The 15,896-nt window shown below is 26.4% G+C and carries 11 protein-coding genes; all 11 read right to left on the minus strand.

Annotation, left to right across the window (positions count from 1 at the left end; translation table 11 throughout):
- Positions 1 to 74 precede the first annotated feature (74 nt).
- The 11 genes from MBBAR_RS03595 to MBBAR_RS03645 all read right to left on the minus strand — a co-directional run bounded on the left by MBBAR_RS03595 (position 75) and on the right by MBBAR_RS03645 (position 15,876).
- The gene (locus MBBAR_RS03595; RefSeq protein WP_143746126.1) at positions 75 to 3,788 is read right to left on the minus strand and encodes an Ig-like domain-containing protein; all 3,714 of its coding nucleotides are present in this window, start codon (positions 3,786 to 3,788) and stop codon (positions 75 to 77) included.
- Positions 3,789 to 4,448: 660 nt separating this feature from the next.
- On the minus strand, positions 4,449 to 5,651 hold the full coding sequence (locus MBBAR_RS03600; RefSeq protein ID WP_080459898.1) for a glycosyltransferase: 1,203 nt from the start codon (positions 5,649 to 5,651) through the stop codon (positions 4,449 to 4,451).
- A gap of 325 nt (positions 5,652 to 5,976) precedes the next feature.
- Complete coding sequence (locus tag MBBAR_RS03605; RefSeq protein ID WP_080459899.1) at positions 5,977 to 6,399, minus strand: pyridoxamine 5'-phosphate oxidase family protein; 423 nt, start codon at positions 6,397 to 6,399, stop codon at positions 5,977 to 5,979.
- 101 nt (positions 6,400 to 6,500) lie between these two features.
- On the minus strand, positions 6,501 to 7,511 hold the full coding sequence (locus MBBAR_RS03610) for an NAD-dependent epimerase/dehydratase family protein (protein ID WP_080459900.1): 1,011 nt from the start codon (positions 7,509 to 7,511) through the stop codon (positions 6,501 to 6,503).
- Between the two features lie 194 nt (positions 7,512 to 7,705).
- Positions 7,706 to 8,341 (minus strand): CBS domain-containing protein, encoded by a 636-nt coding sequence (locus MBBAR_RS03615; RefSeq protein ID WP_080459901.1) that lies wholly within the window; start codon positions 8,339 to 8,341, stop codon positions 7,706 to 7,708.
- 46 nt (positions 8,342 to 8,387) lie between these two features.
- Positions 8,388 to 9,287, minus strand: coding sequence for a 4Fe-4S binding protein (locus MBBAR_RS03620; protein ID WP_080459902.1), 900 nt, complete (start codon positions 9,285 to 9,287; stop codon positions 8,388 to 8,390).
- Between the two features lie 467 nt (positions 9,288 to 9,754).
- Positions 9,755 to 10,762 (minus strand): carbohydrate kinase family protein, encoded by a 1,008-nt coding sequence (locus tag MBBAR_RS03625; protein ID WP_080459903.1) that lies wholly within the window; start codon positions 10,760 to 10,762, stop codon positions 9,755 to 9,757.
- A gap of 143 nt (positions 10,763 to 10,905) precedes the next feature.
- Complete coding sequence (locus MBBAR_RS03630; RefSeq protein ID WP_394325480.1) at positions 10,906 to 11,805, minus strand: formylmethanofuran--tetrahydromethanopterin N-formyltransferase; 900 nt, start codon at positions 11,803 to 11,805, stop codon at positions 10,906 to 10,908.
- A 338-nt stretch (positions 11,806 to 12,143) separates the two neighbouring features.
- The gene (locus MBBAR_RS03635; protein WP_080459905.1) at positions 12,144 to 13,208 is read right to left on the minus strand and encodes a hypothetical protein; all 1,065 of its coding nucleotides are present in this window, start codon (positions 13,206 to 13,208) and stop codon (positions 12,144 to 12,146) included.
- A 270-nt stretch (positions 13,209 to 13,478) separates the two neighbouring features.
- Positions 13,479 to 14,834 (minus strand): 4Fe-4S binding protein, encoded by a 1,356-nt coding sequence (locus tag MBBAR_RS03640; protein WP_080459906.1) that lies wholly within the window; start codon positions 14,832 to 14,834, stop codon positions 13,479 to 13,481.
- Between the two features lie 13 nt (positions 14,835 to 14,847).
- On the minus strand, positions 14,848 to 15,876 hold the full coding sequence (locus MBBAR_RS03645) for a 4Fe-4S binding protein (protein ID WP_080459907.1): 1,029 nt from the start codon (positions 15,874 to 15,876) through the stop codon (positions 14,848 to 14,850).
- Between the last annotated feature and the right edge of the window lie 20 nt (positions 15,877 to 15,896).

Raw genomic sequence — 15,896 nt, forward strand, 5'->3', positions numbered from 1 at the left:
TAATTATAAATAAAAAATGAAAAATAAAAAAGTAAAATAAATAAAAAAATTAAAAATAAAATAAACTAAAAATTTTAAACTTTTATAACCTTTTTATTGTTTTTATATGTTATTTCATTCATTGTTTTTTTAGGATTTAAAACAAAATATTGTTTTTTACAATATTTATGATGAGCCTTATCTGGATAATAAGTAACAATAATGTTTATTTTCCCATTACCTTTAATAGGCTTTATATTTATATATTTAGAGTGTATTTTAATTCCTTTTCTGACATGCCATAATTTTAATTGTGTTTTTTTAGATTTTAAACTACCTTTATTTTGGATTGTTACAATATATTTACTTACTTGTTTATTATATCTATTTTTGATTTTTTTAACTTTTAAAATAGCTAAATCAACTTTAGGATTAACAATTTGGTATTTAGAACTCATAGATGAAGCATAAGTATTATCTCCATCATAGATTCCAGTAACTTTATATTTACCTCCTTTTAATCCACCAATGTTAAATACTGCAACTCCATAAGCATTAGTGTTTTTAATATATGTTTTCTTGTTAACTATAAGTTTAACAGATTTATAAGCTAAAGGATTACCTTGAGAATCTGTTAAAGTGACTCTAATAGAAGTTTTTTTACCTTGATTTATAGTAGGTGAAGATATACTAATTTTAGTATTTTTTTTAGTTGAAAAAAGACTTATAGAAATATTCTGATTATCAATTAAAAATTTATAATTAGTAAAACCATTGAAGACCCCACTATAAACAGTGAAATTATTATTAAATCTAGCATCAAATGAATTAATACAAGAATTATTTAAATAAACAAAACATTCAAAATAAGGCAATTTAAAAGGATCAAAACTACCATCATCAGTCAATTTAAAAATATATCTAAACTTAGCTATACCTTCATAAGCTACAGAAGTAGTGTTTATAACATTTGTAATAAAGTAATTATTTAATATAACACCATAATAAGCTGAAGGGGTGTTATTTCCCCACCAATTATAATCAGCTACAACTCCACCATTAGTAACATTCAGATCAAATAAACTATTATTAAATAATCTATTATAACTTATAGAAACATTAGTACAATTAACAATATATATTCCCTGAGTATTATTTATAATGTTAGAAGATATTATTGAAACATTTTCACATTCAATAAGATAAATAACTCCTTCATTAGTTAGAGAATTATTTGTAAAGTTACATTTGGATATATTAAAATTAGAAGCTCTTTCAACATAAATAGCACCACCAGGACCACTAGCACTATTACTACTAAAATTAGAATTAGTAATAATTATATTATTAAAATTCTCATTAAATGAAATAGCACCACCAGAACCACTAGCATTATTACCAATGAAACTAGAATTAACAATATTTAGAAAATTACCAATAGAATTAAAAAATATAGCACCACCAGAACCACTAGCATTATTACCAATAAATGTAGAATTAATGATTAAAATATCGCCCAAAATATAACCATCAAAACCAATAGCACCGCCAGGACCATTAGCATTGTTATTATTAAAAGTAGAGTTAGCTAAAATAACAGATCCTTGTATAACATAAAAGTAAATAGCACCACCTGGAGCATATAAAACATTGTTGTTATCAAAATTACAATCAACAATACTAACATTGCCATTTATAGTACTAAAATATATAGCACCACCCGGACCACCAGCAATATTACGATTAAAGGTAGAATTAGCTAAAATAACATCTCCATCAATATTACCAAAACTAATAGCACCACCAGGACTAGAAACACCATTATCATCAAAACTAGAGTCAATTATACTCACATTACCATGAATATTACCAAAACTAATAGCACCACCAGGACCACCAGCACTATTGCTATCAAAACTAGAATTAATAATTTTTAAATTACCAAAAATATCTCCTCCAACATAGATAGCACCACCAGGACCATCGGATAAAACTTTATTATTATCAAAACTGGAATTAGCAATATAAAGAGTACCATTAATTACATTAAAGTAAATAGCACCACCAGGATAACTAGCATTGTTATAATTAAAAATTGAATCAATAATACTTACAGAACCATTGATAAAACTAAAACTAATAGCACCACCTGGAGAATTAACAACATTATCAACAAAACTAGAATTAAATATAATTACAGAACCATTAATATTACCAAAGTATATAGCACCACCAGGACCAGAAACATTATTATTATTAAAACTAGATCCAAATATACTCACAGAACCATTAATCAAACTAAAACTAATAGCACCACCAACACCACTAGCAGAATTATCATCAAAGCTAGAATTAAATATAATTACAGGGCCATTAATATCATTAAAGTATATAGCACCACCAGGACCAGAAACATTATTATTATTAAAACTAGATCCAAATATACTCACAGAACCATTAATTAGACTAAAACTAATAGCACCACCAACACCACTAGCAGAATTATCATCAAAAGTTGAATTAACTATATTCATAGAACCATTGATATTACCACCAAAATAGATAGCACCACCAGGACCAGAAACATTATTATTATTAAAATTAGATCCAGATATACTCACAGAACCATTAATAAAACCAAAACAAATAGCACCACCAACACCACCAGCAGAATTATCATCAAAAGTAGAATTAATAATACTCACAGAACCATTAATCATGCTACCAAAGTATATAGCACCACCTGGACCAGAAACATTATTTTCAACAAAACTAGAATCAATAATACTCACAGAATTATTAATATTACCGAAGTAAATAGCACCACCATTACCAAAACCAGTGTTATTCATAAAAGTAGAGTTTACAATATTTACTGGGCCTTCAATCATATTACCAAAGTAGATAGCACCACCCGGACCAGAAACATTGTTACTGACAAAATCAGAATCAATAATAGACACAGAACCATTGATGCTATTCATAAAACAAATAGCACCACCAATACCAAAACTACTATGGTTACTAAATGAAGAATTAATAATAATTATACTACCATTAACTTCATTATTAAAGCAAATAGCACCACCCGGACCACTAGCATTGTTTCCTCTAAAAGTAGAATTTGTAATACGTAGATTACCATTAAATGTATTGTTAATGTATAATCCTCCTCCAAGAGCACCATAATTATTATAAAAATTAGAGTTAGCTATATTGATACCATTAACTTTTCCATCAAAATAGAAAACACCACCAAGACCAGTAGCATTGTTAGAATCAAAGGTTGAATTAATAATGTTTACATCATCAACATTGCCAAAAATCGCTATAGCACCACCATAATCACTAATAGAATTACCTATATTATAAACAGCACTATTATTTGTAAAAATACAATTTTCCAAGGTTAAACTACCTTGACTATAAATAGAACCACCAACATCAGATTTACAATTTCTAATTGTAAGATTAATTAATGTTAACGAATTTCCACTAGTTATATTGAAAATTCTTGAAATTCCACTACCATCAATAATCGTACTTTGTTTATCTTTACCAACAATTGTAATATTCTTATTTATTAAAATATTAGTATTATTAACTCCACTGTATATTCCATTATCTAAAAATAAAGTACCATTATTATCTAAATTATCAACTGCATTTTTAATCCCACCCTCAGAAGTTGAATTATCAATATTTATAGGATTTGCTCCAGTGACTGAACTAAAAGAAACAAAAACTAAAAATATTAATAAAAAAACCATAAACAATAGATTAAAACACTTAAAATTTTTATTAATCACGTTATAAATTCCCCCGTTATTTATAATGGATAAATGAATAATAATTCATAAAAATGGTTACATTAAAAAAAAGATTAAGCTAAAAAATTAGACTAAATAAACTATTAACTAACAATTAAAATAGATTAAATAACAATTAAACTATTAACTAACAATTAAACTAAAAAATATTTTTAATACTCAAATATATTTACTCAATATATTATTAGTAATTTAGATATACCAAATAGTTATATTGAAATAAAATACCAATATAATTTTAAGATTATGTTTATATGTAACCAAATTATTTATCCCATATATAGATTCTATAAAGTATAATATAAATATTACTAATTTAATCAAATTAAAACTTGTTATAATTATGGCTTTGTAGAAATCCTTATTTTTTACACTTGAAATTTTTAATTTGTGAAATTAAATTGTTAAAATAAATTCTTTAATTTCAAAATAAAAGATTTTTAATCATAATCATTTTTTATAATTATATTGATATTAAAAGGATTTCTACAAAGCCATAATTATAATGAAAAAATATAAAAAATAATAAAGTAAAAACAGAAAAAATATTAAAAATAATAAAGTAATAAAAATAATAAAATAAATTAATAATAATTAATAAAAATTAATAAAAATTACTAAGAAAATAATAAAAAGGTATTAATTAAAATCTTTAATCAAATCATTTAAAACCTTTTCAAAATCATCAGTAATAAGATTCCAATCATTATTTTTAACAAAATCCCGACCAGAATTAGCTATTCTATCATAATCTCCATTATCAATAATAGAACTAGCACAAGCAAGAACCTCAATAGCAGAATTAACATATTCAATACCATGAGACTCTCCAAACTCCTTAAAAATACCAGGAAGTTTTGTAGCTATAACCACCTTTCTCATAGCTAAGTATTCATATAATTTAATCGGAACAATATCCTGCATAATTTCCTCATCAATATAAGCAGGAAGAAGACAAAAATCAGCTAAAGATAAAAATTCAGGAATACGAGTATAAGGTTGCTTACCAGTTAAAATCAACTGACTTGAAAGATCATAATCATCTTTAATTCTAACAATATCATCATAAGCATCACCATCACCAACAATAACAATCTTAAAATTAGAATAATCCTCTCTTTTCTTACCTAACTCAATAGCTAACTCCTTCATACCAGCAAAATCATAAATCCAACCCATAAAGAAAAGAACAATATCATTTTTATTAATACCTAATTCTTTTCTTATATTTGAATCATCTAAATCAGGATTATAAGATTCAAAATCAATTCCTGCATCAATTACAACAGTTTCATCCTTTTTTGCACCTAAATCAATAGCTAAACTCTTAAGTTGTTCATTTATTGTAATTACAAGATCTGAATTAGATATAGCTTTCTTATTAATCATACGACCAAATGACTGAAAAGCCTTTTCTGGAATTAAAGTGTATAAAACATCAATTAAATAATAAACAAAAGGAATATTTTCACTTTTAGCTATTTTTGAAGCTATATAAGCATTCATAAGTCCAAGAGCAATAATAACATCTGGTTTAAATTCTTTTATTTGTTTTTTAATCTCATTTCTATGAGAATTAGCTAAAGACAAATAGCTAAAAACTGGGAGTTTAATAAAACTAGGACGAATGACTTGAATATTTGCATTATCATCTACCTTAGACACATTATAAAACGTTTTTTTAGGATAAACAAGTCCTTTATCATTATCATTTGGCCAATCAATGGGATAATCAATTACACGAATTTCATGGCCTCTTACAGCCATTCTATCCATAAGATGATGTTGTTGGTGAGGGTTTCTCTCTAACCAGTCTGATTCTTGAATAACTAAAATTTTCATAATATCAAAAAATCTAAGATCAATTAAAATAGAAAAATAATAAATTATATACTATAAAATCATAATTATAACCCTATAAAATTATAAACAATAAATCTACAAAATATAAAATTATAATCAATAAAACTAATAATTATAAGATTACAAAATATAAAACTGCCAAGTATAAGATTACAAAATATAAAACTACCAAGTATAAGATTGTAAAATATAAAACTACCAAGTATAAGATCATAAAATATAAAGCTACCGATTATAAGATTATAAAATATAAAATTATAAGCTGTAAAAATATAAAATTAAAATTATAAAACTATAAACAGTTTTAAAACTTAATAATTTCCTTAGGATCTAAATTAGTAGCCATAGTCCAAAAATGAGCTTTACCAGTGGCAATTCTAAATATTATTAACTCATCACCTTCAGCTGTTAAACCAAATTCTTTTAAAAAAGGTCTATCTTCTAAACAAAGCTTTTTCATTTCAATATCCTCTATAAATTCTGCTTCACCTTCAACACGAAGCATTGTTCCATTTCCATCATCTGGTTTAAAAAATGCCAATTCAATTTTAGGATTCTCTTTAATTTCCCCAACTAAATCTTTAATAATAGCTGATTGAAAGTAAAAACCAGTTTCATCAGCATACCACATACCCATAGCCCTAACATGAGGTTGATCATCTTTTGAAGTAGCTAACCAAGCTACAGGGTTTTCATTTGCAAAATCAATACAATCTTTAAAATCCATACTTAAACCTCCATAAAAAAATTATAAAATTAAAAACAATGAAAGAAAAAAGCTAAAAAATGAAATAAATTAATGAAAAGCTAAAAATAAAACTTAGCTAATTAATAATCAAATTCTGCACTTTCTTCAATATTATCCCAATTATCAGCAAACCAATTATGTGTATATTTTAATCCTTCATCAAAAGAAACAGAAGGCTCATAATCTAAAATATCCTTAGCCTTATCAATTGAAGATAATAACTTATTTTTAGCATCCCAATCTCTTCTTGCTCTGTAAGCTATGCCTTCTTTGTTTCCAGTTAAAGCATTCACTTTATTTGCCATATCAATAACCTGATGATCTTTACCAGAACCTAAATTAATAGCTTCACCAATAGCTTCTTCTTCAATACCCATAGCTAAAAGACCATTAACAATATCCCCAACAAAAGTCCAATCTCTTGTTTCACTGCCATCACCAGTAATAGGAAGAGCTTGATTTGTCATAGACCAATAAAAAAAGTTAGGAATCACATTTCTATACTTACCTGGAACTTCACCAGGGCCAAAAACATTAAAAAATCTTGCATTTACAATAGGCATTTTATACAAGTTGTTGAAATAATTAGTGTAAAGTTCTCCAAGAAGTTTAGTAACTTGATAAGGAGTGTGTAAAGAAATAGAAATATCAGGTTCCTCAAAAGGCATTTTAGAATCAAGTCCATAAACACCACAACCAGAAGAAGAGTAAACAAAGCGTTCAACACCAGTTAATTGTGCATGTTGAAGTACTTTAAGAATACCAATCCCATTAACCATTAAATCATGCTCAGGATTATCAACACTATTTTGATTAGCAAAATGAGCAGCTAAATGAAAAACATGAGACGGTCTTTGTTTAAAAACTCTTTTTAAGATAGCTTCATCAAGAATATCTCCTTTAATAAATTCAATATTATCATCTTTAGGTATATTCCATTCATAAGCAGAAGATAAATTATCAAGAATAATAACTTTCTTTGCACCTAAATTAGCTAACTTTTCAGATAAATTACTACCAACACACCCAGCTCCACCAGTTACAAGAACTGTTTTCTCTTGATATTCATTAAAATTATTTTTTTCACTCATTTAAATCATCGATGATTAATTAAACTTAATATTTATTAAAAATTCTTTATCAAAAATATAATATTAATATCAAAAATATATTTATCAATATTAAAAATATACTATCAATAATGTATTTATAAAAATATTTATAAAAAATATTTATTAAAATATTTATTAAAAGTATATATATTAAATATATCTATTAAAACTTATCATTTTCTTGCTTTGCCTACCTTTCTTGCAATCACAAGTTCACCAACAGCTATCAAACCAACAAAAAATTTTTCAAGACCACCAGTCGCCCATATTGCTTCTCCAAAAGTAGCATTGCGAATATTTCTCTCATAATCCTCAGCCTTAACACGTTTTCCAGTAGTTCTACGACTAATAATAGCTGAAGCTTCCATTAACTCTTCCCAAGTAACACCTTTAAGTTCTTGCTGCATAGCTTCATAAAGTTTATAGACTTTAACATCATAAAGAGAGGATAAAGTATCAATAATATCAAAAGACCTGATTACTCCAGTAACAATTTCATCCTTGTTAAGAACTGGCATACTAATTAATTTATGATTAGAAGTTTCAATAACAGCTAATCTAGAAGGATCATTTTCATAAATATAAATAATCTCTTCTTTAGGATGCATAATATCAGAAGCAGTTTTTTTACCTTCTCTTAAACCACGAGTAACATCTAATGAAGTTATCCAACCAATTAGCTTCATATCAGGACTAACAACAGGACTAGTAAACCTTCTTGACTCTTCCATTTTTATAGAAACATTTTCTACAGTATCCTCAGATGATACATAGATAAAATCTTTATCCATCATTTCTTTTGCTTTCATAAAATCCCTTCAAAATATAAATTTAATAAGTTTATTTATTTAATGATTAGTTTGTTTCTGAATCAGTATTATTTTCTAAGTCTTCTGACTTTTCTAAATCTTTTAATTCTTCTGAACTTTCTGATTTTTCTAAATCTTTCAAAGATAAAGCATTAACTGGACATTTACTAGAACAAACATTACACCTAATACATTTATCATCATCTAATACAACTTCATCCCCATCTAACCTAATAGCATCAACAGGACATGATTCTTCACACAGATAGCATTGAACACAAGCATCTTGATCAATACAAAGAGATTTAGTAACAATAACAGGCCCTAAAGTCCTATCAAGAGTTATAGCATCAGTATTACACAAATTAACACAAGAACCACATCCAACACAAAGCTCTTTATCAATGTATGGATATTCTTTATCCTCTAAATAAGGATAGGATGTATCATCAGCTGCTTCAATTATTGATTTTTCTTTAATAGTAATAGCTTTTGTAGGACAGAACTTAACACAATCACCACAATCATCACATTTAGTTCTATCAATATTAATGTCCTTCATTCTAAGAACACGATGTGGAACCTTAACTTCTTTCAATGAATACTCCACATCACCATCATCACTTTCTTTATTAATAGCTGATTTAGTTTCCATTACATAAATACAAGAAACAGGACAAGTTTGTGCACAAATCTCACATTTAACGCAGTTATTTTCAACCCTAGATTTTTTAACAGCACTAGAAGGAGAAATAGCATCAACAGGACACTCTTCAACACAAAGGTCACATCTAACACAACGTGGAGAAATAGTTATAAGCTTATCATATCCATCATAAGCACCAATATCAACTTCAAAATCATCGATATCATCGTCCAAATCTACTGATTTAAGAACAACTTCTCTTTGAAGATCCTCCATTTGTTTTTTAAGTTTTATTTCCATAAATCTTCCTCTAAAATCATAAAGATATATAAATATCAAAAAGATCATTCTATAAAAAAATATTATTTTGATATTTTAAGAAACATCAAAGGTTATTATTATAAAAGATAAAAATATTTTTATTAATTCTAATATATATTATTATCTTCTTAATCCCCATAGTTAAAATTTCACTTAATATGTTATATTCATTATATTTTACGCTTTATATTTTAAGATTTAATATAAAACAATGATTGAATAATTAAAATAATAGATTAATTATTAAAGATAATATTATACAATAATAATTGAATAATTAAAAATAATTTTTAATAATAGTTTAATAATTAATAAAAATATCTAATAATAAATGATCATTAAAAATAATGATTAATAATAGCTAACAATAATTTAATAACTTATAATTAATAGTAATAATTAATATCAATAGCTAATAATAATTAATAATAATTTAATAATAATTACTACATATCAATACTTTTCTCAAAATCTTCCAGTTGAGCTTTATTTGGAAGGCCAACGGTGCAAATATTCTCAACACATTTAGAAGCTACCCAATTTCCAATCAAACAAGATTTATGAAGAGAATAACCCTTTAAAAAAGAATATAAAAATCCCGCATTAAAAGAATCTCCAGCAGCCGTAGTATCAACTACATCAGTTTTAAAAACTGGAACTTCAACTTCTTCATTTTGATTGTTAATAGCAAAGACACTTTTTTCTCCCCTTTTAACAACAATAGTTTCAATTCCATCATTAACAACAATACGGGCAATGTCTTTAAATGATAAAGAATTATCAACATCTGTTGATTCATTATAAGAACCTTTCAATCCATTAATTTCTAAATAATAATCTTTAAATAATAATTTAAGTTCATTTTCATTTATAAGAAGAATATTAGTTCTATTTAATAATTTTTTGAGCTCTTTAATATCTTTTTTAGCATAGAACATTCCAGGATCTAAACTTAAAACAACAGAATCAGGAATATAATCCAAAAGTTCCAACTGAGTATTAAATGAGTTTCCAAAAAAAGAAGAGTAATGTATTATTTTAGTATTTTTAATATTCTCAATATTAATCTCATCTATAGTTATTTCATCATTAACTCCAGAATCAACATACAATGCTCTTTGACCATTTTCATCAATGAAACCCATAACTTTTCCAGAATTACCTTTTTCAGATTCAATCAGATTATTAACAAAAACACCCTCAGATATGAGGTTCCATTCAATCATTTCTCCTTCTTCATCATCAGCTATTTTACCAATATAGGATGTAGAAACTCCTAAACGAGAAAGTCCCATTATAGTATTAGCTGCAGAACCTCCAGGATTTGAATCAGAATCCTTAATATAGCTTTCTTCATCATGACAAGCAATATCATTTACATAATACATCTTATCAAGATTCAAAGCCCCAAAACCAATTACCTCAACAGGAATATTATTATCTAAAATACTCATAATTTACTCCTTAATATCTAATATATAATCATTTAATAACAGAACCATTTAGTAAAAAATCATTTAGTAATATATTAATAATAGAATCATTTAGTAAAGAATTATTTAATAATATAATCATATTTAGATCAAAATATTTATATTTAAAAAATATCCAATAGATTTAAATTATATTCACCAAGACTACCATTAAAATTACCAGCAGAAATTTTAACAATATCATCAGAATAATCACTATCTAAAACAGCTTCAATAGACTTTTTCATAGCTAATTTCGCAACATCCATATCGATTCCATTAATAACAATTTCAGGAATATAATTAACACTATCTGGAACTTTAGAAATATTTCCAATATCTTTCTTTAATGAAGGACAATATGGATGATTAGTAGTAGGTCCAATCCAAGGATAATTTGTTTCAACTTTAGAAGCTGCAGAACAAATTCCAAAAGGAGCTATAGCACCTTCAACTTCCATAATAGCATCAATAGCTAATTTACCAGCTTCGAGAACTGCTTCTTTACTTTTACACATATACCAAAAATTAGCTCCCATTATACCCTCACCATAGTAAAGTTCATTTTCTATTTGAAAATCAGGAACAGCTATTGGAACATTTATCATTTCACGACCATAATTATTTTCAATCCATTCATAGCCATCCCCACAATGGCCTACTTGTTTCATCATATTAATAGAATCAATTTTATTAGATACATTAGTATAATTAAACATTCGAGTAAATGGTTTAACTAAAACGTCTTGACGAATCCTATAAGATAATTCAACTTCATATTTCTCCATATCATCAAGCCCAAACCAGTACTGAACAATAGCACCTATACGACCATCAGGAGTCTTATTTCCATCAATAAAGCTTTCAACTCCACCTTCAATTCTTCCAATAACAGCTCCTGGAGTTGAAGTTGAATCATACGCGGCTTGTTTTAAAGTTTCTTCATCTTCTGCAGTAATTAATGCTCTAATATACTTTCCAGAAAAGCATTCTGCAAAAGTATCATCAATTAAACTTTTATCTATCATAAAACACCTTCATTAATTGCATATAGAGTTATTAAACCATGTTAAATTGTTAGATTATTATTAATTATTATTAGCTATTGATATTAATTATTACTATTAATTATATTAATTAAAATATTAATTATTTTATAAATTAATATAATATAATAAATAATAGCTAGAAATAATAGCAATTAAAATATTAAATATATGACTAATCATTAAAGTATTGAATCATATTACTAGATTAATTATAATATTAATATAAACTTATAATTAATATAAACTTTATTAATTTTATATATTATTAAAATAATAAATAAATTATCAATATACTATAATTATAAATTATTAAATTACCCTAAAGAACCAATACTTTTCCCTCGAATCTTTTTTCTCATTTTAATACTTTCAGATATAAGCTCATCAATATTTTCCTCATTAACCAGCTCAATAACTGGTAAATCATTATTTTTAAATAATTCATTGAATTCTTCAATAAGAGTAAAATTAATTCTAAAACTTTCAAAAGCACGTTTAATATCCATATTAAAAGATTTAGCAAATTCTAAAACATAATCTTTATTAAACTTACTATGAAGATCTATTAAAAGAGAAGTTACAATCGTATTATCAGAGATTATAGCTATATCAGATTCACGTATAGCTACCTCATTACCATTGAAAGAAACAGCAATTCCACCATTTTCCTTTGCAAATCTTAAAGGTTCAACATCAGTATGACTATCCCCTACATACATAATACTAGCTTCATCAACATTAAGCTTTGATAAAATATCTTCAAGAGCAAGCTGCTTTCCAATTCCACCAACACATTTAATATCTTTAATTAAAGAATAAACATTCATTTTAGGAATTTCTTCAAAAAAAATCTTATTTAAAGAATCAATACTTAAAACTCCACTTTCAGACTCTTTTTTAGCTATATCAACAATAATATCTTTAAATTCAATCAACTTTTCTTTTTCATCAACAGACAACTCATAATTATCTAAATTATCTAAATGTGTATAGTAAGTATTTTCAAAGGGAAAATCAAGATAATCTGAAATAGCTTCAATATACTGACCATAGCTAGTACTTACTATATATGAATCCATAGTATTTTTAGCTAAATTAAGAGTATTTGGTGCATTATCAACTAAAAAAATATTATTCTTAGAAAAGTTAACAATATTTTCATTAGTCACATTAAAAGCTTTGAAAAAAGGCACAATAAGCTTAAGGGTGCTTCCAGAATTATAATTCTTTTTTTTAATAATATCCACTAAATAATCATCAAATAAACTAATAATCCTAAAAAATTCATCTCCTTCTGGAATAAACTCTTTTGCAATCTCATAAGCATTATCATTTAAGGATAATGGCCCTTCACAATCGGTTACAAATAATCTTTTCATTAAAATTCCTCCATAAAATGAAAATCTACTAACAGTATTAAAAATTCTAAAAACGATTAAAAAATAAAAGGATTAGTACTTATAAATAGAAATAGTACTAAAAATAAAGATAAAATAGAATATTTAATAAAATACAAGTATTTAGTAAGATAAAAATATTTAGTAAGATACAAGTATTTAATAAAATATTATCATTTATTGTAATACAAATATTTAATAAAAATATTCAATAATGTAAATAATTAATAATACAAATATTGAATTATTCAATTATTCATTGTTCAAACAAATTTTAATAGCATTAACTGGGCATAAAGCCTCACATTCTCTACAAGATATACATAAATCTTGATTCACAAATATCTCATCGTCTTTTAAACTTAATGCATCAACAGGACATTGATTTACACAAACTCCACAAGCTTGACATAAACTTTTCTGAATCCTAAATTCTCCATCCCGAACAGAATCAATAGTTCTCCTAATGAAATAAATATCATTACCACGAGTTTCAAAAAACTCCTCAGTTAATTCAATAGCTGTTACAGGACAAGTAGAGACACATTTACCACAAAAAACACAATTATCTTCAATATGGATTGGAGAAGGCATTTCAAGCCAAATAGCATTTACAGGGCAAATAGGAATACATTCACCACAACCAATACAAGTATCTTCAAAAATCTTGATTTTACGGATTGGTGGGAAATATTCAACTAAATCATTTAATTCAACTACAGAGATGTCTGAAACAATTTTATCTTGAATTTTATCAATAATAGAATTAGTAACATTGATTTCAAAATCTTTACCCTCTTTAGAAGAATAATCATGAGCTAAATCAGTTAAAATTGAATCAACTTTAGAAATATCATTAGATAATTTTTTAATATCATTATCTATAATATTAGAAGCTATCTCTAAAGATCTAATTTTATTAAAAGATTCATAAGCTTTTTTACGAGAAGAATATTTAATAGCTGATGATGGACAAACCTCCATACATTCTTCACATCTTGCACAATAAGATGGATCAATATAAGGCAATTTACTTGTTTTTCCAACATTAATAGCTCCCCTAGAAGGACATATTCTTGTACAAGTCATACAACCAATACAATTCTTTTGATTTACAACAATTGCCCTTCCACCAGAAACAGTTCTAGGAAGAATTTCACCATATTTAATTGCATCAGTTGGGCAAGATCTAAAACAATACCCACATCTAACACATTTATCCTCATCAATTTCACTATGAACTTCTTCACTACCAGAAGAAGTTAAATGAATTGCTCCAGTTTTACAAGAAGAAACACAAGCCCCACAAGCTCTACAAAGTTTAGGATTTATATTAGGAATATTTTCTCTAATAGGTTCTGCTAACTTTGTTTCTATTTTTATAGCATCATAAGGACAAGCTTCCCTACATAAAACACAACCAAAACATTTTTCATTAATTTTAGTATTATTATCCTCTGAATCAATATAAACTGCTTCAACTGGACAAGCTTTAAGACAAGGTTTATCCTCACATATTTCGCACTTACTATTATCGATTTCATAATCGACTTCAACTTCTCTTAATGGTTTAGTGCATTTTTTAGTAGAAACCTCGATAATAATCATCTCCTCAATAAATTCACCTATTAGCTAATTGAGATTCTTTCAAAGTAATTAAAATAACTTTTTCTCCATCAACTTCATCAAGTAAAAACTTAGCTATGAAATATTTAACAACAGAGAAAGGACAAGTCTGGTAACAATTACTACATCTTAAACATTTGTCAGAATCTCTTTCAACTTTATTTTCATCAGGACTATAGGTAATAGCCCCTGTTGGACATTCATCAACACATAAACGACATTTTTCACACTTAGACTCATCCCAAGTAATAATCCTAATTTTTAATCTATCAGTTGCATTTTCAATAACTTCTAAAGCAACTTCTTCATCAGGTAATATCTGTAATGCCTTATCCCAAATTTTAGATAAAGGTAACTGTAATTTAAGAAGTTTTTCAGAAGGTAAACTTTGTAATTCATCTTCTTTACTTTCAATAAACTCTTCAAGAGTATTTACAACAAGACGAATAATAGCTTTTTGATCTTCGAGATTATCTATAAATACTCCTTTCATAGCTCCCTTAACAGGACAAGCTTCTAAGCAATTACCACAAGAAATACATTTAGATTGATCTACTGCAATTTTATTATCTCTTTCAATTATAGCTCCATCTACAGGGCAAGATTTAATACACTTTTTACATTTAATACATAAAAAATCATCAACAGTGTATTGTCTTTTAGAAGGAATAATATTAAATTCTTCCCTAATTAAATGATTTTCACCACAAAGTAAAGTTTTTGGTTCAGTTGGACAAACTTCTGCACAAAAACCACACCTAATACAAGCTCTAGTATTAATTACAGGATAAGTCTGACCTTCACCATCATCATTGTCTCCATCCCTAACAAGTTTAATAGCATGAGGAGAAGGACAAGATTGAGTACAAGCTCCACAAGCTATACAATACTCTTTAAGCACTTCTGGAAAATCCCTAAATCTATCAGGCTTTTCAACAATATCATGTTTAGATTTTGCATCAGTGACCCCTTCAAAAAAAGATTTCCTAGCAAATTCATATAAATACCAAATTACAGAAGACATATTTTTCCCTTATATTTAAA

The sequence above is a fragment of the Methanobrevibacter arboriphilus JCM 13429 = DSM 1125 genome (genome assembly GCF_002072215.1).
GTDB lineage: Archaea > Methanobacteriota > Methanobacteria > Methanobacteriales > Methanobacteriaceae > Methanobinarius > Methanobinarius arboriphilicus.

Coding starts and splice junctions, on each gene's coding strand:
- MBBAR_RS03600 (WP_080459898.1), bottom strand. CDS start 5,651: ATGAAAATTTTAGTTATTCAAGAATCAGACTGGTTAGAGAGAAACCCT.
- MBBAR_RS03605 (WP_080459899.1), bottom strand. CDS start 6,399: ATGGATTTTAAAGATTGTATTGATTTTGCAAATGAAAACCCTGTAGCT.
- MBBAR_RS03610 (WP_080459900.1), bottom strand. CDS start 7,511: ATGAGTGAAAAAAATAATTTTAATGAATATCAAGAGAAAACAGTTCTT.
- MBBAR_RS03615 (WP_080459901.1), bottom strand. CDS start 8,341: ATGAAAGCAAAAGAAATGATGGATAAAGATTTTATCTATGTATCATCT.
- MBBAR_RS03620 (WP_080459902.1), bottom strand. CDS start 9,287: ATGGAAATAAAACTTAAAAAACAAATGGAGGATCTTCAAAGAGAAGTT.
- MBBAR_RS03625 (WP_080459903.1), bottom strand. CDS start 10,762: ATGAGTATTTTAGATAATAATATTCCTGTTGAGGTAATTGGTTTTGGG.
- MBBAR_RS03635 (WP_080459905.1), bottom strand. CDS start 13,208: ATGAAAAGATTATTTGTAACCGATTGTGAAGGGCCATTATCCTTAAAT.
- MBBAR_RS03640 (WP_080459906.1), bottom strand. CDS start 14,834: ATGATTATTATCGAGGTTTCTACTAAAAAATGCACTAAACCATTAAGA.
- MBBAR_RS03645 (WP_080459907.1), bottom strand. CDS start 15,876: ATGTCTTCTGTAATTTGGTATTTATATGAATTTGCTAGGAAATCTTTT.